The 22,782-nt window shown below is 63.8% G+C and carries 23 protein-coding genes and 1 tRNA gene; 12 read left to right on the forward strand and 12 right to left on the reverse strand.

Annotated features, from left to right (window positions below; translation table 11 throughout):
• Positions 1 to 153 precede the first annotated feature (153 nt).
• From ABIB99_RS28030 to serA, 3 genes are all read left to right on the forward strand, one after another.
• Positions 154 to 345: a hypothetical protein gene (locus ABIB99_RS28030; RefSeq protein ID WP_225004751.1), complete on the forward strand. Its 192-nt coding sequence runs from the start codon at positions 154 to 156 to the stop codon at positions 343 to 345.
• Positions 346 to 424: 79 nt separating this feature from the next.
• The gene (locus ABIB99_RS28035; protein WP_354178486.1) at positions 425 to 1,597 is read left to right on the forward strand and encodes a phosphoserine transaminase; all 1,173 of its coding nucleotides are present in this window, start codon (positions 425 to 427) and stop codon (positions 1,595 to 1,597) included.
• Positions 1,598 to 1,835: 238 nt separating this feature from the next.
• The gene (serA, locus tag ABIB99_RS28040) at positions 1,836 to 3,425 is read left to right on the forward strand and encodes a phosphoglycerate dehydrogenase (protein WP_354178488.1); all 1,590 of its coding nucleotides are present in this window, start codon (positions 1,836 to 1,838) and stop codon (positions 3,423 to 3,425) included.
• An 8-nt stretch (positions 3,426 to 3,433) separates the two neighbouring features.
• Here serA and ABIB99_RS28045 read toward each other — a convergent pair whose 3' ends face one another.
• Positions 3,434 to 3,598, reverse strand: coding sequence for a hypothetical protein (locus ABIB99_RS28045; RefSeq protein ID WP_166051347.1), 165 nt, complete (start codon positions 3,596 to 3,598; stop codon positions 3,434 to 3,436).
• Between the two features lie 131 nt (positions 3,599 to 3,729).
• On the opposite strand from ABIB99_RS28045, the gene ABIB99_RS28050 reads away from it, so the two are divergent.
• Positions 3,730 to 4,902, forward strand: a complete 1,173-nt coding sequence (locus ABIB99_RS28050) for a thiolase family protein (protein ID WP_354178492.1) — start codon at positions 3,730 to 3,732, stop codon at positions 4,900 to 4,902.
• Positions 4,903 to 5,176: 274 nt separating this feature from the next.
• A complete protein-coding gene (locus tag ABIB99_RS28055) occupies positions 5,177 to 6,724 on the forward strand; it encodes an FAD-dependent monooxygenase (protein ID WP_354178495.1) in 1,548 nt (515 codons plus the stop codon).
• 79 nt (positions 6,725 to 6,803) lie between these two features.
• Here ABIB99_RS28055 and ABIB99_RS28060 read toward each other — a convergent pair whose 3' ends face one another.
• Entirely contained in the window at positions 6,804 to 10,244 is a 3,441-nt protein-coding gene (locus tag ABIB99_RS28060) for a PAS domain-containing protein (protein WP_354178497.1), read from the reverse strand.
• Between the two features lie 736 nt (positions 10,245 to 10,980).
• On the opposite strand from ABIB99_RS28060, the gene ABIB99_RS28065 reads away from it, so the two are divergent.
• From ABIB99_RS28065 to ABIB99_RS28075, 3 genes are all read left to right on the forward strand, one after another.
• Positions 10,981 to 11,415 (forward strand): phasin, encoded by a 435-nt coding sequence (locus ABIB99_RS28065; protein ID WP_028151800.1) that lies wholly within the window; start codon positions 10,981 to 10,983, stop codon positions 11,413 to 11,415.
• A 191-nt stretch (positions 11,416 to 11,606) separates the two neighbouring features.
• Positions 11,607 to 11,683 (forward strand) — tRNA-His (locus tag ABIB99_RS28070).
• A gap of 96 nt (positions 11,684 to 11,779) precedes the next feature.
• A complete protein-coding gene (locus ABIB99_RS28075; protein ID WP_354178500.1) occupies positions 11,780 to 12,589 on the forward strand; it encodes a hypothetical protein in 810 nt (269 codons plus the stop codon).
• 703 nt (positions 12,590 to 13,292) lie between these two features.
• Here the strand turns inward: ABIB99_RS28075 and ABIB99_RS28080 are convergent.
• On the reverse strand, positions 13,293 to 13,511 hold the full coding sequence (locus tag ABIB99_RS28080; RefSeq protein WP_354178502.1) for a hypothetical protein: 219 nt from the start codon (positions 13,509 to 13,511) through the stop codon (positions 13,293 to 13,295).
• 169 nt (positions 13,512 to 13,680) lie between these two features.
• Between ABIB99_RS28080 and ABIB99_RS28085 the strand changes: the two genes are divergently transcribed.
• Complete coding sequence (locus tag ABIB99_RS28085; protein ID WP_354178504.1) at positions 13,681 to 14,001, forward strand: hypothetical protein; 321 nt, start codon at positions 13,681 to 13,683, stop codon at positions 13,999 to 14,001.
• Positions 14,002 to 14,085: 84 nt separating this feature from the next.
• Here the strand turns inward: ABIB99_RS28085 and ABIB99_RS28090 are convergent, their stop codons facing one another.
• From ABIB99_RS28090 to ABIB99_RS28100, 3 genes are all read right to left on the reverse strand, one after another.
• Positions 14,086 to 14,220 carry a hypothetical protein gene (locus ABIB99_RS28090; RefSeq protein WP_354178506.1) on the reverse strand — a complete coding sequence of 45 codons (135 nt, stop codon included), beginning with the start codon at positions 14,218 to 14,220 and terminating at the stop codon, positions 14,086 to 14,088.
• Between the two features lie 82 nt (positions 14,221 to 14,302).
• Entirely contained in the window at positions 14,303 to 14,707 is a 405-nt protein-coding gene (locus ABIB99_RS28095; RefSeq protein ID WP_354178508.1) for a nuclear transport factor 2 family protein, read from the reverse strand.
• 59 nt (positions 14,708 to 14,766) lie between these two features.
• Positions 14,767 to 15,090 carry an AEC family transporter gene (locus ABIB99_RS28100; RefSeq protein ID WP_502917514.1) on the reverse strand — a complete coding sequence of 108 codons (324 nt, stop codon included), beginning with the start codon at positions 15,088 to 15,090 and terminating at the stop codon, positions 14,767 to 14,769.
• 143 nt (positions 15,091 to 15,233) lie between these two features.
• Here ABIB99_RS28100 and ABIB99_RS28105 point away from each other — a divergent pair, with 143 nt between their 5' ends.
• Complete coding sequence (locus ABIB99_RS28105; protein WP_354178512.1) at positions 15,234 to 15,821, forward strand: DUF4126 domain-containing protein; 588 nt, start codon at positions 15,234 to 15,236, stop codon at positions 15,819 to 15,821.
• Positions 15,822 to 15,841: 20 nt separating this feature from the next.
• On the opposite strand, the gene ABIB99_RS28110 is transcribed toward ABIB99_RS28105, so the two are convergent.
• Positions 15,842 to 16,786, reverse strand: coding sequence for an AEC family transporter (locus tag ABIB99_RS28110; RefSeq protein WP_354178514.1), 945 nt, complete (start codon positions 16,784 to 16,786; stop codon positions 15,842 to 15,844).
• A 469-nt stretch (positions 16,787 to 17,255) separates the two neighbouring features.
• Here ABIB99_RS28110 and ABIB99_RS28115 point away from each other — a divergent pair, with 469 nt between their 5' ends.
• Complete coding sequence (locus ABIB99_RS28115; RefSeq protein WP_354178516.1) at positions 17,256 to 17,591, forward strand: hypothetical protein; 336 nt, start codon at positions 17,256 to 17,258, stop codon at positions 17,589 to 17,591.
• A gap of 431 nt (positions 17,592 to 18,022) precedes the next feature.
• On the forward strand, positions 18,023 to 18,700 hold the full coding sequence (locus ABIB99_RS28120; RefSeq protein ID WP_028150667.1) for an AAA family ATPase: 678 nt from the start codon (positions 18,023 to 18,025) through the stop codon (positions 18,698 to 18,700).
• 75 nt (positions 18,701 to 18,775) lie between these two features.
• On the opposite strand, the gene ABIB99_RS28125 is transcribed toward ABIB99_RS28120, so the two are convergent.
• From ABIB99_RS28125 to trxB, 5 genes are all read right to left on the reverse strand, one after another.
• Positions 18,776 to 18,922 carry a hypothetical protein gene (locus ABIB99_RS28125; RefSeq protein ID WP_014492080.1) on the reverse strand — a complete coding sequence of 49 codons (147 nt, stop codon included), beginning with the start codon at positions 18,920 to 18,922 and terminating at the stop codon, positions 18,776 to 18,778.
• A gap of 200 nt (positions 18,923 to 19,122) precedes the next feature.
• On the reverse strand, positions 19,123 to 19,293 hold the full coding sequence (locus ABIB99_RS28130; protein ID WP_161495798.1) for a hypothetical protein: 171 nt from the start codon (positions 19,291 to 19,293) through the stop codon (positions 19,123 to 19,125).
• Between the two features lie 115 nt (positions 19,294 to 19,408).
• Positions 19,409 to 20,317, reverse strand: coding sequence for a 4-hydroxy-tetrahydrodipicolinate synthase family protein (locus tag ABIB99_RS28135; RefSeq protein WP_354178520.1), 909 nt, complete (start codon positions 20,315 to 20,317; stop codon positions 19,409 to 19,411).
• 462 nt (positions 20,318 to 20,779) lie between these two features.
• Positions 20,780 to 21,703 (reverse strand): LysR family transcriptional regulator, encoded by a 924-nt coding sequence (locus ABIB99_RS28140; protein ID WP_027534296.1) that lies wholly within the window; start codon positions 21,701 to 21,703, stop codon positions 20,780 to 20,782.
• A gap of 5 nt (positions 21,704 to 21,708) precedes the next feature.
• A complete protein-coding gene (gene trxB / locus ABIB99_RS28145) occupies positions 21,709 to 22,674 on the reverse strand; it encodes a thioredoxin-disulfide reductase (RefSeq protein ID WP_354178522.1) in 966 nt (321 codons plus the stop codon).
• Between the last annotated feature and the right edge of the window lie 108 nt (positions 22,675 to 22,782).

A 22,782-nucleotide genomic window follows, 5' to 3' on the forward strand; every position in this document is an offset into this window, starting at 1 on the left:
GCGCGATCAGCAAATTCGGATCGCGCATTCGTTCATATTAAGAGCCGGTAAACTACCCAGCCGTCGTTCACGTTGAGCCGGGAACGAACGGTGCTACGGCAGCGTCAGACACCGGGCTCGGTCGGTTCGGGGATTTCGATGACAAGCTATTCCATGATCAAGGTCGGCAACGATTACGTCGTGCAGGCCAATGACAAATGCATTTTGAAAGTCGGCAGCCGCCGTCGTGCCGCGCAATTGATCAGCGATGCCACGGACTTGCTGAACGCGCTTGCCGTGGTCGAATCGCCCAAGATTGCGCCGGAAGCGCCTTCACTCCAGCGTGAGATGCCGGAACTTCCTTGACGACTCTTCCCGTTTCCCGTATCAGCCGCGGCGGGACACCTCCCCCCAACGGGAGGCTTACTATCTGGAAGGGTAGATTATGACTGTAGCGAAGCCCGCTTCGCGGCCGAACGTGCCGCATTTCTCCTCCGGTCCCTGCGCCAAGCGCCCCGGCTGGAACGCCCAAAATCTCAAGGACGCAGCGCTCGGCCGTTCGCATCGCGCGAAGGTCGGCAAGACCAAGCTCAAGCTCGCGATCGATCTGACGCGCGAAGTGCTTGAAGTGCCCGCCGATTATCGCATCGGCATCGTTCCTGCGTCCGACACCGGCGCGGTCGAGATGGCGTTGTGGTCGCTGCTCGGTGCGCGGCCCGTCACCACGCTCGCCTGGGAATCCTTCGGCGAGGGCTGGGTCAGTGACATCGTCAAGGAATTGAAGCTCAAGGACGTCACCAAGCTCAACGCTGCCTACGGTGAAATCCCCGACCTCTCGAAGGTCGATCCCAACAGCGACGTCGTCTTCACCTGGAACGGCACCACGTCAGGCGTGCGCGTCCCGAACGCCGACTGGATCAGCGCGACCCGCGAAGGCCTGACCATTTGCGACGCGACGTCGGCCGCGTTCGCGCAGCCGCTCGACTGGGCCAAGCTCGACGTTGTCACCTTCTCCTGGCAGAAGGCGCTCGGCGGCGAAGCCGCGCACGGCATGCTGATCCTGTCGCCCCGCGCGGTGGAGCGGCTCGAGACCTACAAGCCGGCCTGGCCGCTGCCGAAGATCTTCCGCATGACCAAGGGCGGCAAGATCAACGAAGGCATCTTCGTCGGCGAGACGATCAACACGCCGTCGATGCTGTGCGTCGAGGATTATCTCGATGCGCTGAACTGGGCCAAGTCGATCGGCGGCCTCAAGGCGCTGATTGCGCGCGCCGACGCCAACACCAAGGTGCTGGCCGACTGGAAGGCGAAGACGCCCTGGGTCGACTTCCTGGCCAAGGACGCAGCGATCCGCTCCAACACCTCGGTGTGCCTGAAGTTCACCGATCCCGCGATCACCTCGCTCTCCGAGGACGCGCAGGCCGACTTCTCCAAGAAGCTGGTCGCGCTGGTCGAGAAGGAAGGCGCGGGCTACGACTTCGCCTACTACCGCGATGCACCGGCCGGCCTGCGCATCTGGTGCGGCGCCACCGTCGAGGCGAAGGACGTCGAGCTGCTCACGCAGTGGATCGACTGGGCGTTTGCCGAGACCAAGGCGCAGCTCGCCAAGGCGGCTTAGTTTTTTTCACCTCTCCCCGTTCTTACGGGGAGAGGTCGGATCGCGCCTGGCGATGCGAAGCATCGTCCAGCAGCAGTCCGGGTGAGGGGCTCTCTCCGCTTGCACCTTCGCCTGTGGCTGCCGCTCACCCCAACCCTCCCCCCGTAAGAACGGGGAGAGCGGGAAGACAAAGCTTCTTCACTCAATTCCGGCCGTCGCAGGCCGATCCTCCCGTTAGGGAAGGCGAAGGATCATCCCCATGACCAAACCCAAAGTTCTCATTTCCGACGCGCTCTCTCCCGCTGCCGTGCAGATCTTCAGGGATCGCGGCGTCGAGGTCGACTTCCAGCCCAATCTCGGCAAGGACAAGGACAAGCTTGCCGAGATCATCGGCAATTACGATGGTCTCGCGATCCGCTCCGCGACCAAGGCGACCGCCAAGATCCTCGAGAAGGCGACCAACCTCAAGGTGATCGGCCGCGCCGGCATCGGCGTCGACAATGTCGAGATTCCCGCCGCCACGGCCAAGGGCATCATCGTGATGAACACGCCGTTCGGCAATTCGATCACGACCGCCGAGCACGCAATCACGCTGATGCTGGCGCTCGCCCGCGAGATCCCGCAGGCCGACGCTTCGACCCAGGCCGGCAAGTGGGAGAAGAACCGCTTCATGGGCGTGGAGATCACCGGCAAGGTGCTCGGCGTCGTCGGCTGCGGCAACATCGGCTCGATCGTCGCCGACCGCGCGCTCGGCCTGCGCATGAAGGTCGTCGCCTTCGATCCGTTCCTGTCGCCGGAGCGCGCCAAGGACATCGGTGTCGAGAAGGTCGAGCTCGACGATCTCTTGAAGCGCGCCGATTTCATCACGCTGCACACCCCGCTCACCGACAAGACCAAGAACATTATCGACGCATCCGCGATCGCCAAGATGAAGAAGGGCGTGCGCCTGATCAACTGCGCCCGCGGCGGCCTCGTCGACGAGCAGGCGGTGGTCGATGCGCTGAATTCAAAGCACATTGCAGGCGCCGCCTTCGACGTCTTCGTCGAGGAGCCCGCCAACGCGAACGTGCTGTTCGGCCATCCCAACGTGATCTGCACGCCGCATCTCGGCGCCTCCACCACGGAAGCGCAGGAGAACGTCGCGCTCCAGGTCGCCGAGCAGATGTCGGATTACCTGCTCACCGGCGCGATCTCGAACGCCGTCAACTTCCCGTCGATCACGGCGGAAGAGGCGCCGAAGCTGAAGCCGTTCATCTCGCTCGCCGAGAAGCTCGGCTCGTTCGCCGGCCAGCTGACCGAATCCGGCATCCTCAAGGTGCAGATCACCTATGAGGGCCACGTCGCCGAGATGAAGATCAAGGCGATCACCTCGGCCGTGCTGTCGGGCCTGCTGCGGCCGATGCTGGGGGAGGTCAACGTGGTGTCCGCTCCGGTCGTCGCCAAGGAGCGAGGCATGGTGGTGGACGAGATCGTGCGCGCTGCCCAGAGCGACTATGAGAGCCTGATTACCGTCACGGTGGCGACGGAGCGCCAGGAGCGCTCGGTCTCCGGCACCGTGTATCATGACGGCAAGCCGCGCCTCGTCGACGTCAAGGGCATCCGCGTCGACGCCGAGTTCGGCAAGTCGATGATCTACGTGACCAACGAGGACAAGCCGGGTTTCATCGGCAAGTTCGCGAGCCTGCTGGGTGACGCCAAGATCAACATCGCGACCTTCCATCTCGGCCGCGTCGCGCCAGGCTCCGATGCCATCGCGCTGATCGAGGTCGACGGCGTCGTGCCACCCGATCTGCTCGCCAAGGTGCAGGCCCTGCCGCAGGTCAAGCAGGTCAAGGCACTGACGTTTTAATCGCGCTCTCACCACTTGCCGTCATGGCCGGGCTTGACCCGGCCATCCACGCCTTGCCTTGCGCGCGGAAAGACGTGGATGCCCGGGACAAGCCCGGGCATGACGAGTGGATAGAGCGGTGCGCGCGCCACGGAATGACGACCGTCATATATTCCGACCTGCGGAACAACCACGCCGCCCTCCCGAGAGGGCGGCGTTTTTGTTGATGCTGCGGCCCGCTTTATTTCTCCCAAGCCAGTCGAACTTTGTGTACCAATGGCGCCCAGGACGCTCCGTTCAAAATCGTTCGAAAAGGGAGAAGACAATGCGTGAAGCCGTCATCGTTTCCTATGCACGCACGGGCCTCGCCAAGTCCGGCCGCGGCGGGTTCAACATCACGCCGCCGATGTCGCTGGCCGCGCATGCCATTCATCACGCGGTCGACCGCGCCGGCGTCGAGAAGGACTATGTCGAGGATTGCTATCTCGGCAATTGCGCTCATGGCGCGCCGAACATCGGCCGTCAGGCCGCGCTGCTCGCCGGCCTGCCGACGACCACGGCCGGCGTCTCCGTGAACCGCTTCTGCTCGTCGGGGCTGCAGACCATCGCGATGGCCGCCAACTCGATCCGCTCCGACGGCGCCGACTGCATCGTTGCCGGCGGCGTCGAGAGCATCTCGATCCCGGGCGGCGGCTCGCCGAAGGAATCGATCGATCCGGAGCTGCTCAAGGTCGCGCCCGATATCTTCATGGCGATGATCGACACCGCCGACATCGTCGCCGAGCGCTACAAGCTCAGCCGCGAATACCAGGACGAGTTCTCGCTGGAATCGCAGCGCCGCATGGCCGCAGCCCAGCAAGCGGGCAAGTTCAAGGACGAGATCGTCCCGATGAAGACCAAAATGAAGGTCGTTGACAAGGCGACCAAGGCCGAGAGCATCGTCGATTACGTCGTCGATCGCGATGAATGCAATCGCCCTGAAACCACGCTGGAAGGATTGGCAAAACTCGAGCCGGTGAAGGGTCCCGGCAAGTTCGTCACCGCCGGCAATGCCAGCCAGCTCTCGGACGGCGCCGCCGCCGTGGTGCTGATGGAAGCCAAGGATGCCGAGAAGCGCGGCCTCAAGCCGCTCGGCCGCTTCGTCGCCTGGGCGACGGCCGGCTGCGAGCCCGACGAGATGGGCATCGGCCCGGTGTTCGCGATCCCGAAGCTGCTGAAGCGCACCGGCCTGAAGATCGACGACATCGATATTTGGGAGCTCAACGAGGCCTTCGCCAGCCAGTGCCTCTACTCGCGCGACAAGCTCGGCATCGATCCCGCCAAGTACAACGTCAACGGCGGCTCGATCGCGATCGGTCATCCCTTCGGCATGACCGGCGCGCGTCTCACCGGCCACATCCTCCAGGAAGGTGCGCGCCGCAAGGCCAAGTGGGGCGTCGTGACCATGTGCATTGGCGGCGGCCAGGGCGGCGCCGGCCTGTTCGAGATCTACAGCTGAGATAAGCCACATGAATGTGAAAGGCACGGCGCCGCAAGCGCCGTGCCTTTTTCGTTGCGGATCGATCGTCACGAAACTATACAGCTCGTGTCGGAAAAGGCAGATTTGGTCTGGTAAGCCCAAATCCTTTCGGTAACGAAAGCTCTGGTCTTTGGCCTTGTGCACGAGATCCCCGCGACGAACATCGGACGCCACCAGGGCGCCCAATCGTTCGTCCGTGTGATTCTCAAGCCCAGGGAACGCTCCGGTCGAACATCGACCTCAGGAGCGTCCCATGCACGATCAATCTTCGAATCCATACGACGTCGTCATTGCCGGTGCCGGTCCCGTCGGCCTGTTTCTCGCGTGCGAGTTGCGGCTCGCTGGTCTCCAGGTTCTGGTGCTGGAGCAATCGCAAGATCCGCATTCGGCCCTGAAGCAACTCCCGTTTGGCCTGCGCGGTCTTTCGATCCCCACACTCGAGGCCTTTCACCGGCGCGGCCTGCTGGAACAGATCGTGGCCGCGCAGCAGCTTGCCTCAGGCGCGATCAAGAACGCAGCCCACTGGATGCAGCAGACGCGACGGCCCGCGGGTCATTTCGCCGGCATCCAGTTCTATCAGGACAACATCGATGTCACGAAGTGGTCCTGGCGTCTGCCAACGTCGGCCGATGCCAACCTTGCCGTCGATATGGAAACGCTCGAATCCGTTCTGGCTGCGCGCGCATGCAGCATGGGCGTCGAGATCCGGCGCGGTTTTGGCGTGAATGCCGTTGTCGCCTCGAGCGAAGACGTGACAGTGCAGGCGGCCGGCGAGACCTTCCGGGCACGCTGGCTTGTCGGATGCGACGGCGCCCGCAGCGCGGTACGCAAGACTGGCGGCTTTGACTTCGTCGGCACCGACCCCGAGTTCACGGGCTATTCCATCGATGTCGAGCTGGCCGATCCGGACAGGCTTCGCCAGGGCCGCAACTACACGCTCGCCGGCATGTATACCTATACGCAGCCCGGGACGATCGCGATGGTCGATTTCGACGGCGGAGCTTTCCACCGGACCGAGCCGATCACGCGCGAGCATGTGCAGAGCGTCCTGCGTCGCGTCTCCTGCACCGACGTCACCGTCACGGCGCTTCGGCTCGCCGCCACCTGGACGGATCGGGCCCATCAGGCAACCACGTATCGCAGAGGGCGGGTGCTCCTCGCGGGCGACGCTGCTCACATCCATTCGCCGCTGGGCGGCCAGGGCCTCAATCTCGGTCTCGGCGATGCGATGAACCTGGGCTGGAAACTGGCGGCGACGATCCGCAGGCAAGCACCGGCCGATCTCCTCGACAGCTATTCGCGCGAGCGGCATCCTGTGGGCGCGCAAATCCTCGACTGGTCGCGCGCGCAGGTCGCGATCATGCGGCCGACGCCGAGCGCCCGCGCACTTCAGGCCATCATTCGCGATCTCGTCGAGACCCGCGACGGTGCCACCTATTTCGCCGAGCGCGTGCGCGGCGTTTCGCTCCGCTACGATCTCGGTGACAGCCATCCGCTGATGGGACGGAGCGCGCCGGATTTCGAGTTGCGCGACGGGACGACGGTTGGAGAACGCCTCAGGACGTCGAAAGGCCTGCTGCTGGATTTCGACGCGCGTTCACCGCTTCAGGCGCTGGCAAGTCGCTGGGGCGACCGGATCACCTATGTCGCGAGCGAGGCGAGGGATCGGCTGGGTCTGAGCGCCGTGCTGCTGCGTCCCGATGGCTTCGTCGCGTGGGCCAGTGACGGCATATCCGACGATAAGGAGGCTGCTCAGGCGGCGGCGAGATGGTTCGGTGACCCCACGATCACGTCTGCGTAGCCCGCATGCGCGGAGCGATATGCGGGACCTTCCCGGGTATCGCTTCGCTCACCTCGGCTACGTAGCTGTTCCGCCGCCGCTACGCCCCCACCGCCACCGGTGCGAACACCACCTCGATCAGCGTGCCGGAATTGCCCGCGCTCTTGATGTTGAACCGGGCGCGGTTGGCTTCGACCAGGGCCTTGGTCAGTGACAGGCTCAGCGCCGAACTGTCCGCGGCATCGCCGGGCGGTGGCGTGCGGAACGGCTCCATCGCGGCGGCGACCTCGCGCTCGCTCAGGCCGTGGCCGGTGTCGCGGATGCGCAGGGCAATCTCGCCGCGGTCGGTGAGCGCTGTGGAGACGATGACCTGTCCGCCGGCGCTGGCGAGCCGGATCGAGTTCGAGATCAGGTTCATGGTGATCTGCCGCATCGCGCGCGCGTCCGCGCTCACCTGCGGCAGCGCATGCCCGAGCGAGGTGCGGATGATGATGCGCTCGCGGTTGGCCTGCGGCTGCATCACCGTGACGCAGGCTTCGACGAGATCGTTGAGGTTGAGGTTGGCGAAATTGAGATCGAGCTTGCCGGTCTCGATCCGCGACAGCTCCAGGAGATCGTTGATGATGGTGATGACGCGCTCACCGGAGGCGCGGATGTCCTTCATGTATTCGCCGTAGCGCTCGTTGCCGAGCGTGCCGAAGCGTTCGGAGATCATCACCTCGGCGAAGCCGATGATGGCGTTGAGCGGCGTGCGGATCTCGTGGCTGATCCGCGCCAGCATGTCGGCCTTGGCATTCGCCGCGCCGTCGGCGAGACGGCGGGCGTTCTTCAGCTCGCTCTCGCCCTTCTTGCTCTGCGAGAGGTCGCGGAACACGGCGAAGAAGTTCGGGCCGTCGGGCCTGGTGCGGCCCATGATCATGGCGAGCGGAATGACGCCGCCCTTCTTTTCGCGCCCCAGCACCTCGCGGCCGTGGTCGAGCAGGCTCGCGATGTCCTGGCTCTTGAGGTTTTCGAGATAGTCGATCACGACATGCTGGCTCTCCGGCGCGAACAGCGTCACCAGGTTCCGCTGCCTCAGCGCTTCGCCGTCATAGCCGAATAGCGCTTCAGCGCTGCGGTTGCAGGCGTGGATGTTGCCTTCGGCATCGAACATGACGATGCCCTCGGCGGTGGTGTCGAGGATCGCGGCGAGATCCTCGGCGTCGGCATCGCCGGCCTCGGGCTCGAGCTCGGGCGCATAGGGGAAGGATTCCGCGACGACGGGTTCGACGACAACACGTGGCGCGACAGCAGGCGCAGCAACGACGGGCGCCGCTTGCGGCAGCGCGCAGATCAGCGCATGCGCGCTCGCGCCGTCCCAATCGATCGTGTGCAGATGCGCTTCGGTGGTCGGAAGCGGCTCTTCGCCGTTCGCCACCGTCGCGCTGATCGTCACCGGCGTGCCGGCTTGCGACGTGCTGCTCGCCGACGATACGCCGGGCTCGACGTAGAGCGCATCGAGCCCGCCGGCATCCTCGAGCGCGCCCAGGCTGGAATAGCCCATGCGCGCGAGGAAGGCGGGGTTGGCGTAGAGCAGCCGGTCGAGCCGGTAGATCAAAATGCCCGTCGGCAGCAGATCGAGCAGCGCGCGGTCGCGCACGCTGTGGCCCTGCGCGGGCGGCGCCGGTTCGGTCAGCCATTCGGCCGGCGCCTGCGGCGCCTCGGGCTCCGGCATCGGAGGTTCGGGCGTGGTTTCCGCCGTCGGCGGCTCGGCCGTAACGGCGGCGATCGTCTCGCGCTCGCGTTCGAGGCGCTCGGACAATTGCCGGGCAAGCTCGTTGAACGCGCTGTTCTCGACCGGAGTCAGCGTCGGCGATCGCGCATCGCCGGGCGGGCGGAACGGCACGACATTGGGAGGCGTTTCCACTGGTGTTTCCGGATCGGTTGGGTGTGAATTCGCGTCGGCTACGGGTTCGGGCAGTTCGGGTTCAGGTGTCGGCTCAGGCTCAGGCTCAGGTGCGGGCGGCTCGCTCGGCGGAGGCGGTGCCTCCGCCACGGGCTCCGGCTCGGGATCAACGACGTCGGCGGAGAGGCCGTGCTGTGCGGGCGGCGCGGCGAGCCGCTCAAAGCGCCTGAGCGCATCGAGCCGGTTCAGTCCGTCGAGATCGCGGCAGACGCCAAAGCCCCTGAAGCCCGCGAAATTGCGCTCGCGGTCGTAGACCGGCAGGCCCGCGAGCTCGACCGGCAGATGCTCGCCGCCATCGGCCGGCCAGTTCACGGTGATTCCGGCCCAGGTGTCGTGGCTTGCAAGCGCCTGCGCCACGCGGCCGTCAGGATCGAGCGCAAATTCATCGGCAATCTCGCGCCAGGGGCGGCCGAAGCCGGCGGCGGTGTGCGCGCCGATCAGGTGGATGAACTCGCTGGTTGCGAGCACAAAGCGCCCCTCTGCATCCACCTGCCACAGGAAGCGCAGCGGATGCTGACGCGGTGCGGACGGCTCCGCTGGCGGCGGTTCGACCATGTGTGAGGTGATCGGCGCGGCCTGCGGCGACACAATGGCCTCTCGCGGGTTTTCAACCGGAGTTTTGGGCGCGGCGTCGATCGCTTCGCTGACCGTTTCCTGGACAGGCTGTTCGGCCGCCTCCGGGATCGTGACGACCTCCGGCATCGCGTCGCTCGCGGCGTGCGCGTCCGCGACCGTCTCTGTTGGCGGGGCAGTCTCGGTCGGAGCCGGCGTTTCGACCGGCTCGGCGAAGGCGTCGAACAGCGCGATTTCGGATGCGGCCTCGTTCGACAGCGCAGGCTGCGCATGGTCCGGCATCGCGGCCGGAGGGACCGGCGGAGCGTCAGGCGCGGGCTGAGCATTTTGTTCGCGCGCGATGGTCTCTTCGGCAGCGGGCGCCGCCTGCCGGGCGGCAGGCTCGATCAGCGCGACCAGGCCGACATCGGCGCCGACGCCGACCCGTTGCAGCACCATCTGGCCGATGCCGATCGGCGTCTCGGCGCGGCCTTTCGCCAGCGCATCGCTGCGGGCCTGGTCGAGACCGGCATCGCCGAGATCGCGGAAGCCGAGCAGGGAGCGGGCGGCTTCGCTGGCGCCGACGAACAGGCCGTCGGGCGCGAACGCCGCCATCGGCACCCTGGCGCCCTCGACGAGACGATGCAGGCGTTCGACCAGCGGCATGGAGCGCAGCGTCGGATCCATCGCGGTGACGAGCACGCCGGAGCTTCCGTCGGCGAAGTCGAGACGGGCGCAGGCGCAGGTCATCAGCATGCCCAAGCGGGCGCCGAAGCCTTGCAGCCGTTCCAGCCTGATCGCCCCGTTCGGCGACAGCCGGCGCGCGAGCCGGGCGACCTGGCGGCGATGGCTGTCCGCGGGGCCGAAGGTCCTGTCCGCGAGCGCTGTGCCATGGGCCGCGCCGAACAGCCTTGCGCCGACCGGATTGGCCCAGAGCACGCGCGTGCCGTCGATCGACCAGAGCCAGGCGGGCAACGGAGAGGTCGCGTGCACGGCCAGCCGGGGATCGCCCACGCCTCGCAACTGGAAATCCGAACTCGTCATCCGACCGGCTTCAAGTCTCGCTTGTCAGCATCAGGGTGCAAGGCTGCCGGAATGACAGCCTTAAGAAAGGGTTAGTATCGCGCGCAGGCGCGGGCAGGTCCACGGCTCCGGTCTACACGGCCAAGCCTAAAGCCGCGATAACCTTAATGTAGCCGCCCCCGCAAGCCGCAGCCCGGCGGCATCCGCAGGATTCGCGCGCCAGCCGCGCGCCGATGGATACGGCCAAGCCGAAGCACTGAGATTTTGCCGAAAGAGCACGCTGGCGCGGCATCACAGCTGCCCATCCTCCCCTGGAGGGGGAGGATCGGTTCGCATGCAGCGAAGCGCAATGCGAACCGAGGTGGGCTGACAGCCTCTCCGCAGATGCGGTGCCCGAGTGGATCACCCCACCCCGCTCGCGCTGCGCGCGATCGACCCCCGAGCGAGCTCCGCTCGTCTCGACCCCTCCAGGGGAGGGCAGCCGCCGTCACCAAATTTCCGGCACCCGACTACCTCAACCCAGGGTTCCCTCAGGCGGAACCATCATCCTGACCGCGATTAAATTTCGCGGCGCAGCCCGGATCACGTTTGCGTTGCACAATGTTGACATCTTAGGCGGCGATAGTGATGGGCGCTGGGCGAGCCATCTTTTTGTATCGCGTTCCAGTGTTCGTTCCCGCTGAATTTGAGGCCTAGGTCGGGGCCGGCGGGCGCGCCAGAAGGCTCACTCCATTTTTTCTTTATCGTGAGGGACATCATGACAGGTGCGACTGATCCGTTTTCTGCCTCGATCATTCCGTTCGAGGTTCCCGAGCAGATGCGTGCGTTCGCCGAAAAGGGCGTGTCGCAGGCCCGCGAGAGCTACGCCAAGTTCAAGGACGCGGCCGAGACCCACAACGGCACCGTCGAGGCCGTGTTCACCTCCGCCAACAAGGGCGCGAGCGAGTACACCGCCAAGCTGGTGGAGTTCATGAAGGCCAACACCAGCTCCCAGCTGGACTTCGCCCAGCAGCTGTTCGGCCTCAAGTCGCCGGCGGAAGCGCTGGAGCTGTGGACCGGCCACACCCGCACCCAGCTCGAGACCTTCCAGTCCCAGGCCAAGGAGCTGGTCGAGCTCGCCCAGCGCGTCGCCGCCGAGACCGCCGAGCCGATCAAGGCCTCTGCCTCGAAGTTCTACAAGCCCGCCGCCTGATCAGGCCGGGTCGTTCAAATTGAGAAACCCGGGCCTAGAGCCCGGGTTTTGCTTTGGAAATAACCTCGTCGGAAGCGCGATTCTCGGGTTTTGCGGCCTTGCCAAAAACGCCCGTTGCACCTAGTTTCCGCCCCGTCCAGCCCCCCTTAGGTCGACGGCCCGTCCAGGCGCCCAAGGCGGCTCGCAAGGATGCAGTTGTAGCTCAGTTGGTTAGAGCGCCTGTCTGTGGAACAGGAGGTCGGTGGTTCGAGCCCACCCAACTGTACCAAGATTGCGGATAACACCGCGTTCCCAGCATCTTACTGATAGACCAGCAGGATTTGCGCCGCCTAAAATACAAAAGGCTGCACAAATGGCGTTCCGAATGGTCGCGTTGAATCGAGCCGCAGATGGTCGGTGGTTCGCCCGTAAGGGCATCCCCGAGGACGTACGCGAGGACTACCAACGGCTCTATGGGCACAAGCGCGAGGCGCACCTCAAGCTTCCGGCCGGTACGCCTAAGCACGAAGCCAAGGCCCGCCTCGGAGAGTGGGAGGCCGAGGTCGAAACCCGCATCGCGACCCTGCGAGCCCAAAGGAATGGCGAGGGTCAACCACTCACCAAGCTCAACGCAATCGCGCTTGCGGGCCGTTGGTACAACTGGTTCGTGAAGCAGCACGAGGCCGATCCAGGGAAGCCAAAGTACTGGCGGGACTTCAGCGATCACGTCGTGTGGAATATGATCCGCCCAGAGGCGCCTGACGAGTACGAAGAGGATCCAGGGTCCGACCCTCACGCAGATTGGCAATATGACCCAGAGGTGCGGGAAGCCGTGAGGCCGCAGATTGCCGAATTGGCGCGGGTCGCAACCTTCCTCGCCAACGAGGGGAAGGCGTTGAACCTTACCGCGCATGCGCTGTTCGTGGACGCTGTCAGCGACAATCTGTTGCCCGCAATCCAGCTATTGGAGAAGCGCGCGAATGGCGACTACGCCCGTGACGAGAGGCCCGATACCTTCCCGCCGTTCGCAGACGGGGCGCCGCGCTCGCCCAGTGTGAGTTGCTGGGAGCTTTTTGAGGCTTTCGTGCTTGCAACAAAGCCGGCGCCGAAGACGGTGACCCGTTGGCGGGCCGTTTTCCTTGAGATGCAGCGAGAGTGGTCCCTCCGACCTAGCTCCGGAAGGCCTAGCATGTAGAACGCCGGGCGCACGTTTTAAGGCCGCTAGACCCCTTCCGCCCTCGGCGAAATCATCACCGATACGAGTTTCGAAACGTGTATCCGGGTTGTGGTGGATCAGTTGCTGACCTTGATTGCTGATGATGATCGAAGTGTGCTCAATTGAAAACGCGCTTTGCCATTTCATCGAATGGGACAGCAGTGCTCGCTTGAAGAGCATCGCCGCCAGTCACATCTCATAGGGATCGGGGATCGTTGGCCCGGCACACTGGCAACGCACCCACCGGCCCTCATTGAAGGTCGCGTGCGTCCAATAAGAGCGAGTACGGGCTGCGTTCGAGCACCGCTCGACACAGTACCTCTACGCAAACGCAACGGCACGAGCCGTCGAGGGAGACCTTGGCGGCTTTTGCGTGTGGCAGGCCTCCTGTGATTGACAGTTGAGCGAACCCGTGTCGACCCTTCGGCGCTGTCTGTGGGAACAGGAGGTCGGTGGTTCGAGCCCACCCAACTGTACCACCGTTGCGGATAAGTCCGCTTTCCCAGCAACTTACTGATAGGCCTGATGTATTTGCGCCGCCTAGAATACAAAAGGCGCTACAAATGGCATTGCGGATGGTTGAGTTAGTTCGAGCGAAGGGTGGCGGCTTTATCGCTCGAAAAGGTATCCCGGCCGATGTGCGCGACGACTATGAGCGCTTGTATGGGGTGCGCTGGGAAGCTCAGCTTCGGATATGGCGCTTGATGTCAGCGAGGCGGCATTGATGGATCGGCTGCTTTGGCCTGTCGGCCGCGCGCGGGTCGTCCAGGAGCGATTGCCACATGGTATCGGGAATTGGATCGGAGGGGGCGGGGTCGGGCGCCGACGCCTTCCGCTGCTGCTGAGCGATGCCAGCCAGCTTGTCGATCTGCTTTCTTGAGTACATCCGCCAGCCCGCCATTCGCTCTTTGCCCATGGCGGAGATTAGAACAAATAGAGAACAATAGTCGAGTCCAGATGGAAGAATGCGGTGACGGATTTAAGTTTGCACTCACCAAATAGTGACAACTAAATAAATAATATCATGTTATTCAGGCAATATAGGATTAACAAAACAAGAGGATCTTTAAATGCTGGCCCGACATGCCAATCAGTTGTTGAACGTTCTAGAGCGGGTCGCAGACGTCGGATGCGCCGAAGTGTCCAAGAAAATGCTTCTACATTGGTACTCACAACAACGGATGACCGTCGGAATTTGGCGAGACATTCAAGAGAAATGGGAAGAGATCATGGAACAGACCGGTCACGTACGGACGATACCCCTGATGGTGGGAGACGCTCCGGGGCTTTGGGTCTTTGTTTGGGGAGAAGGGCTTAAAGCCGGCAATGATGCTTGGCTCGCAGAGGTATCTAGCAAACGAAGAAGTGACGAGGCTTTAGAAAGTGCATAGCTCGACGTCTTGATGAGGCGACCGGAATTACGGTGACAGTGCACGAAACTCCGCGACATCAAGCGGTATAATTTTTGTGTACTGTCACAGTAATTCCGGCAACGTCAACGCCCGCAGCGTCCCCAGCGCCACCGCGCCCGACACCGGGTTCACCAGCCGCTGATACTGGGCCGCGAAGATGTACGCGTTCGCGCCCGTCGGCATGGCTACGAACAGCACAGCGACGCCAGTTCAGGCGCTTTGCGAGCACGAAGGCCTCACGCCCTCCTCAACGCGCGATCCAATCCCGTCTCATCGCGCGTCAGGAGACGATGGCCTTGACTTGCGCAGTGTCCGCGAATTCAATCAGCTCAATGATCTTGCCATCCTGAAATTTGAAGAGGTCCAGGACCTCCGTGCTGAAGACTTTCCCGCTTGGACGGTATCGGATGACAAGGCGGGACCGTATTGCGGCACAATTCCCTTCAACCAATTCGCTCAGGATCTCGCGCTTTTCGAAGTCGAAATGGTCAATGAATTGACCGAAGGCGCCACGCAGTGGCTCGTGCCCCTGCACGCTTCCTGTCAGGTGCAGTGCGCTTTTGTCGCCCACCAGGTTGAACAGGCCCTCGGGATGAAAAGCGGCCACCAGGCCTGCCGCGTCACCATCACCGCGCGCGGCGTAAGCGCGCTTGATCACGTCGAGCATTTCCTCGCGATGTCCCATATCCGCCTCCTGCTATGGGTATCATCGCAGGATAGCTACCTTTGCGTGCAAAGGCAAAATTAAACGGGGGCTGACCTGGCCACCACCATCACCACCATTGGCAACGTCGCCGCCGCCCGCAGCGTTCCCAGCGCCACCGCGCCCGACACCGGGTTCACCAGCCGCTGATACTGGGCCGCGAAGATGTAGGCGTTGGCGCCGGTCGGCATCGCCGCGAACAGCACGACCACGCCGGCCGCTAGCGGCGGCAGGTTGAGCAGCTTTGCGAGCACGAACGCGACTGCCGGCGTCGCCAGAAGCTTGAGCGCGCCCATCACTGCGATGCTCCTCGTCTTTGATCTCGAAGCGGAAGAAATGCGCAGCGTGATCGGCTGCGTCAACATTTCTGGCTTGGTTTGATCATCCTCTGCGATGTAGCCTGATTGCGCATTGCGATCTGCGTCGATGGCCGCACTCGCCCCGATGACCTCGGCCGCATCACGCTAACCTTCGAGGAAATTCGAGCGCAACAATCGTTGGAGGTCTCATGTCGAACTCCGATCTCGCGTTGTCGATTGCGCTCGGTGTCGGTCTTGCGGCCGCGACGGGCTTCCGGGTGTTCCTGCCGATGCTGGTTGCCAGCGTGGCCGCTTACTCGGGTTCGCTTCCTTTGGGCGACGGTTTCGCATGGCTTGGAACACCTGCTGCAATGCTCATGCTTGGCGTGGCCGCGCTCCTGGAGGTTGGTGCGTATTTCATTCCCGGCGTGGACAATTTACTCGATGTCATCGCCGCGCCTGTCGCCGTGATCGCCGGAGCCATCCTGTCGGCGGCGACCATGGCAGATCTTCCACCGATGATGAAATGGACGGCCGCCATCGTCGCGGGTGGCGGCGCGGCCGGCATCGTGCATGGCGTCACCGCGGCCGTGCGGGCCAAATCGACAGTCCTGACGGCTGGCCTCGGCAACTCAACCGTTGCGACCGCCGAACTGGGCGGTGCACTCCTCGTATCGCTTCTTGCCCTGGCTGCGCCGGTTGCCGCCTTCGTGCTCGTCGTTCTGATGCTCTGGCTGGCGATACGTTTGATCCTGCGCTTGCGGAGGTCAGCTCCTCGCACGGATCAACCGGGATGACCGCGTGACCGCTCGTCTCGCTACCTCACCCCCGCCACGATCATCACCACCACCGGCAACGTCACCGCCGCCAGCAGCGTCCCCAGTGCCACCGCGCCCGACACCGGGTTCACCAGCCGCTGATACTGCGCCGCGAAGATGTACGCGTTGGCGCCGGTCGGCATCGCCGCGAACAGCACGATGACGCCGGCTGCGACCGGAGGCAAACCGAGCAGCTTGGCCAGCACGAACGCCACCGCCGGCATCGCCAGCAGCTTGAGCGCGCTCATCGCGGCGACGCTCAGCATCTCGCCTTTGACCTCGAACCGAAACAGGTTGATGCCGAGAGCGATCAGCGCCGCCGGCGATCCCGCCTGCGCGAGCAGCTCGATCGTCCTGTCGACGACGGGGTTGAGCCCGAGTCCCGTAAAACGCCAGACCACGCCAAAACCGATCGCCAGCATCAGCGGATTGCGCGCGAGATCGGCGAGCACGGGCCGGATCACCGACAGGACCGAGCCTGTCCGCTTGCGGCTGACAAGCTCCATCTGCAGGATGCCGCAGAGCCAGAGCAGCGGCGTGTTCACCGAAAGGATCAGCGACATCGGGCCTGCGGCCTCGTTGCCGAGCGCCGAGAGCACGAGGGGAATGCCGAGCATCACGATGTTGCCGTAGACCGAGCCGATCGCGAACACGACGCCGTCCTCGCGGTCCTCGCGCCGTTCGCGCAAGCATGCCGAGAGCGCCAGCGCCGCGATCCAGGTGATGGCGAGCGCGCCGTAATAGGCGCCCCACATCCGCCAGGGGCTGACATCGGGGAATTCCGACACGACGATGGTGCGGAACAGCAGCGCCGGGATCGCGATGCTGAAGGCGAATTCGGAGATGCCCTTGTGCGCGGTCTCGGAGACGAAGCGAAACAGCACCGACGCGTAGCCGGCCGCGATCAGGGCGAACACCGGCGCGACGATCAACACTGTGGCCATGCGCCCCTCATCTCACGGGGACATCACACGACCACCCCACGTTCTCGATGATGCCATCATGCCGCTGTTTTGCCCGACGAGTCAAATCGATTTCGTAAAATCCGTAAATGACCGCCGTGGCCTGGCTACTGTGCATGGGGTTGTTTTCGCGTTTTTTTGTTGGACCGAAGCTGAAGCCGCGCGCGGACCCGATCTCGCCAGCCCTGCCAAAGGCTTAGCGGTAGTCTTTCCTCACACACAGCTGTCATCCCCCGCGGAAGCGGGGGATCCAGTACGCCGCAGCTCCTCGAGGGACTTCGGGCGTCTCTGGAATACTGGGTCACCCGCTTTCGCGGGTGACGACAGTGGAGAAGCCGGGCCGACCGGCCTGTTGCCCGGAGCGCACAGGTGGCCGTTTTCGCTTCCGCCTCGTTGCCAACGAACGGCCGTTCACCCACTATTCCCTCCGACTCGACATGTGGGGGGATCGATGCCGGCGCTCCGTTTTAAGAAATCCTTGGCTGCTGCGATCTCGGGCATTGCGCTCGCCGTCCTGGTCCATCCCGGCGCCGGCTTCGCCTACACGCAGGAGGAGCAGCAGGCCTGCTCGCCGGATGCGATGCGGCTGTGTGGCGAGTTCGTTCCGAACGTCGATGCCATCACCGCCTGCATGATCCAGAAGAAGGCGCAGCTCTCGCCGCAGTGCAAAGTGTTCTTCCGCCAGGGACCCGAGCCCGGCGAGGCCCGCGCCGGTAAGCCGACGGCCAAGAAGAGCACCAAGCCTTCGCAGAAGGCGGCCAAGAAGAAGAAATCCAGCGAAAGCTGAGCGCGGGGCTAGCGTTCTTTCCTTGAAGCTCGTCATGTCAGGGCAACAGCGCGAAGCGTCTTCGCGTCGGTGTCCCCTGCATGTGTGTTGCCGGCATCAGCTGCGCGCCAGCCTCCGGACTCCTTTTGTTCGCCTCGCCGTGCGGACGCCTGCGACAATTACCAGCGCGTTCGACGGAAAAGAGTCGCGAGAGGGTTTGCGCGGCGAGGTTGCATTCCGTTTTTCCGCGTTGCTGCCGAAAAAGCGTGGGATTGCCGGCGTGAAGGGCGTTTCGTTGCGATTGGTATCCTGGTCGCGCGAAGCAGTGTGACTCAAAAGCCAACACGTCTTGTTATTTCGTGGCTCTGAGGCAACTGCCGGTAAATTTTTCTTTCCCGAATCAGCGCGGTGATTCATTTTCGTGATCTGGGGTCAATCTGGAGGCCAGAGGTATGAACGTAATTGTTTTTGCATCGCGTAAAGGCGGCTCGGGCAAGAGTACCCTGGCCGCACATCTCGCCGCGCAGATCAAGGCGAGCAAGCAGGTGATGCTCGTGGACGCGGATCCGCAGGGCTCGCTCACGCTGTGGCACAAGCTGCGTGGCACCAACGAGCCGCCGATCAAGGCTGCGGTGAACTCGGTCAGCGGCATCGTCTCCGCTGCCAAGCGCGACGGTTATGAATGGGTGTTGATCGACACGCCGCCGAATCTCTCGGCCGTCGTCGACGACGCGATCAAGAACGCGACCATGGTGGTCATTCCGGCACGCCCCGGCGTGTTCGACGTCAACGCGGTGCAGGAAACCATCCAGATGTGCCGTGCGGCGCGCAAGCCCTACGCGGTCGTGCTCAACGGCGCACCGGCGCGCCGCGACGAGTCCGAAAGCCCGATCGTCACCATCGCCCGCGAGGCGCTGGCGAAATTCCGCGCGCCGGTGTGGGGCGGCCAGATCACCAACCGTTCGGATTTGCTGATGGCGCTCAGCCACGGCGAAGGCGCGCGCGAGTATCAGGCCGAGAGCCGTGCGGCCCAGGAAATCGCAAGGCTGTGGGCGGCGATCGAGCGTTCAGTGAAGGCTATTCGCGGCACGGCGTCGGCATCCGGCGCAATGCACAAGCAGGCGGCATAATTTTCATTAATCATTCCCCGGACGGAAAGCGCGCGGAAGTCCGCGCGTTTTGCGTTTTGGCCCGGTGGAGATGCGTTACGCCACCATCAGCATGTAGAACACGATGACCGGCGACAGCGTCAGGATCACCGACCAGATGCCGGCGGCCCAGAGAATGTCCTCGGTGGTAAAGCTCTGCTGTCCGGCGTCGTAATGCGACGCCACTTCATTCTGGATATTCACAAAACGCCCCCGCGATTTCTTCGCTTATGGGCGCCAGTGATAGCCGCGATGTTTTAACATTCCGGGTCGCAATTTCGGGCGCATTCGAACACAGGTGCTACCACGGATTAACCATGCCGGCGCGATGCGCGCGTAGGGTTAAGCACGGGGCACGTTCTTACCCTCCCCTGGAGGGGGAGGGTGAAGGACTCGCGCCGCCGCTAAACCCACTCACTGTATTTCCTTCTGATCTCGTCGATGTAGTCCGCGCGCGATTTCACCTCATCCGCGGTCAATCCGATATCGCGCCGCAACCAGTCGGATAACTCGCTCGCATATGAAACGCGTTCCCATGCCGCCTTCAGCGCATCGCGCCATTGACGAATGTCCATAGGTCGATCTCTTTTCCGGATTGAGATGGTGTCGAGCGGACACGACGCTGCCTTCCCTCTCCCGCACGGGGAGAAGGGGGTGGCGGCGTGCGTGTGAAGAGAGGAAGCGGAGGCGCTACGCGGCGACTTTCATCCGTCGCTCGATCTCACGGTCGATCTGGGCTGCGAGCTCGCTGCTCACTTCGACCATCGGCAGGCGCACTTCGGGGCTGTCGATCAGGCCGCACCGCCACAGCCAGTACTTCGCCGGCGCCGGGCTCGGCTCGGTGAACAACAGGCGCGTCAGCTCGGCGACCTCGTGCCAGCGCGCCTGCGCCGCGTCGTGGTTGCCTCGCTTCACCTCGGCATACACGGCCGCAAACGTCGCGGTCTCGACATGGGCGGACAGCACGATGCCGCCATCGGCGCCGTCGGTGAGCGCCTCAAGGTAGTTCGCGTCCTCGCCGGTGAGCACGCGAAAGCCCTTCGGCCTGTCGCGCAGGAGCGCGATGGATTGCTCGCGGTTCGCGCCGCAATCCTTCAGCCCGACGATGTTCCGATGTTCGGCAAGCCGCAGCAGCGTCTGGTTGGTGATGTTCACCGAGGTGCGATAGGGGATGTTGTAGAGCGCGATCGGCCACGCGGCGTGATCGGCAAGGGCTTCGAAATGAGCCAGCAGCCCGCGCTGCGAGGGCCGCACATAATAGGGGCTCGCGATCAGATAACCGTCGATCGGCCAGTCCGCGGTCTCGTCGAGGCGTTCCTTCAGCCGCGAGGTGTCCGCGCCTGACAGTCCAAGGCAGATCGGCAGCGTGCGACGCCCCGCCGCTATCTCGTCGCGCACGATGGCGACGAGGCGCTCGAGCTCGGCCGCGCGCAGCGTCATGCCTTCGCCGGAGGTCGCCCCCAGGATGAAGCCGTCGACGGCCTGTCCGCTGTAATGTCGCGTCAGCCGCCGCAGCGACCTCTCGTCGAGAGCGCCGTCGCGAAACGGCGTCACCAGCGGCAGCCAGAGTCCGTGCAGATGATCTTGTAGACCGGTCATGTTCCATCTCCTTCTCGGGAAAAAAACCTGAGACGGAGGGCACATGAAAAAACCCCGTCCAGGTGGCGGGGTTTCGGGATTTGCTTGCGATGACGAAGCTGTGTTAGCGCGCGCAAAAATCCGAGGTCCCCGGATGGGGGCCTTTTTTCGAGGCGACTGCCTTGAACGAGATTGCGCACGACTTCGTGATCATTCGCAAATGATGCGGGGTGTACGTGGAACTGTCAATACACGCGGAACGTGAAACCCGATGGGACAGAAAAAAAGCCGGGCTCAAGCGAGCCCGGCTTAAGGTATTGGCCACGTGAGGCCGACACAATCACCTTCCAAGAGGGATTACTGAACTCCCGCGCCACTGGAGGAGGGGGACAAATGCGCAACGCGAAGGCTCAGGTAGAAACATTATGGGCTTGCCGAGCGCCATGCAGCAACCGTTCAGGTCGCATGTCAGACATGCGGAAATCAGGACGGCCAGCGCTGCGCCTTGCTCACCACGAAGTCGCGGAACACCTGCACACGCGCGACCGTCTTCAACTCCTCGGGATAGACGAAATAAGTGTCGAGCTGGATCGAATCCGATTCTCCGAACAGCTGCACCAGGCGGCTCTGTTCCTCGATCAGATAGTCCGGCAGCGCCGCGATGCCGAGGCCCTGCTGACAGGCGCGGACAAGGCCGAGGATGTTGTTCACTCTGAAATAGGCCTCGCGCGGACCAGAGCCGTTGCGGCCGGCTTCGACCAGCCAGTTGCGGTTCTGAAGATGCGGCGCGAAGTTGCCGTCGGAGAGCGTGATGATGCGGTGGGAGTCGAGCTCCTCGAGCGTGCGCGGCGTGCCGAAGCGCTTGATGTAATCCGGCGAGCAATAGGCGTGGAAGCCCATCGCGAACAGCTTGCGCTGGATGAGATCCGGCTGCGTCGGCTTGCGGGTGCGGATCGCGACGTCCGCCTCGCGCATCGACAGGTCGAGCTCCTCGTCGGTGACGATCAGCGAGATCCGGATCTCCGGATAGAGCGCAGTGAACTCGCCGAGCCGCGGGATCAGCCAGTTGATGCCGACGCCGGGCGTGGTGGTGATCTTGAGATCGCCGCTCGGCCGCTCGCGGCTGTCGGTCAGCTTGGCGCGCGCCGCCTGCAGCTGCATGAACACGTCATGCGCGGTGCGGAAGAGCAGGTCGCCCTGCTCGGTGAGGATCAGGCCGCGGGCGTGGCGGTGGAACAGCGAGACCGAGAGCTCCTGCTCCAGCGCCGAGACCTGGCGGGACACCGCCGATTGCGACAGGCCGAGCTGCTCGCCCGCATGCGTGAAGCTGCCCGCTTCCGCCGCCGCGTGAAACACCTTCAGCTTGTCCCAATCCATATCCGTAAATCCGTCGCGTGTTCGAGGCATGATCTTTATTCCGCTGCAGCGCGCTCGCTGGCGCGCAGGGCCAGGAAACGTTCGGCTTCGAGAGCTGCCATGCAGCCGAGGCCGGCAGCCGTCACGGCCTGACGATAGGTCTCGTCGGCGACGTCGCCGGCGGCGAACAGGCCGGGCACCGATGTGGCGGTCGAGTTCGGGGCGACCTCGACATAGCCCGACCGTTTCAGCTTGACCTGGTCCTTCACGAGCTCGGTCGCCGGCGCGTGCCCAATGGCGATGAAGACACCGTCGGTCTTCACGTCCGTGAGCGTACCGGTCTTGACGTTCTTCAGTCGCACATGGGTGACCTTGTTCGGGTTCTCGGTGCCGCAGATCTCGTCGACAGCCGAGTCCCAGACCACCTTGATCTTCGGGTGCTTGAACAGACGCTCCTGCAGGATGCGTTCGGCGCGGAAGTGATCGCGGCGATGCACGATGGTGACCTGCGAGGCATGGTTGGTGAGGTAAAGGGCTTCCTCGACCGCGGTATTGCCGCCGCCGACCACCACGACTTCCTTGTTGCGGTAGAAGAAGCCGTCGCAGGTGGCGCAGGCCGACACGCCACCGCCCTGGAATTTCGTTTCCGACGGGAGCCCGAGCCAGCGCGCTTGCGCGCCGGTGGCGAGGATGACGCTGTCGGCGAGATAGACGTCGCCGCTGTCGCAGGTGAGGCGGAACGGCCGCTGCATCGTCTCCAGCTTGGTGACCAGGTCGGAGACGATCTTGGTGCCGACATGGACCGCCTGCTTCTCCATCTGCTCCATCAGCCAGGGGCCCTGGATCACGTCGGCGAAGCCCGGATAGTTCTCGACGTCGGTGGTAATGGTGAGCTGGCCGCCCGCCTGGATGCCCTGGATCAGGATCGGCTCGAGCATTGCGCGCGCGGCGTAGATCGCCGCCGTGTAGCCGGCGGGGCCGGAGCCAATAATGACGACCTTTGCATGAACAGTGGCAGACATTTTGACGGACGCCTTTCACGGGGGATCTGCAGCGCGGGTGCGGAACGTGCCGGGAGGCGTCGCGGAAGCGCTGAAATATCAGAGCTAATCTAAGCCTTCTGGTGAGCT

The organism is Bradyrhizobium sp. LA6.1 (assembly GCF_040547805.1).
Lineage (GTDB): Bacteria > Pseudomonadota > Alphaproteobacteria > Rhizobiales > Xanthobacteraceae > Bradyrhizobium > Bradyrhizobium barranii.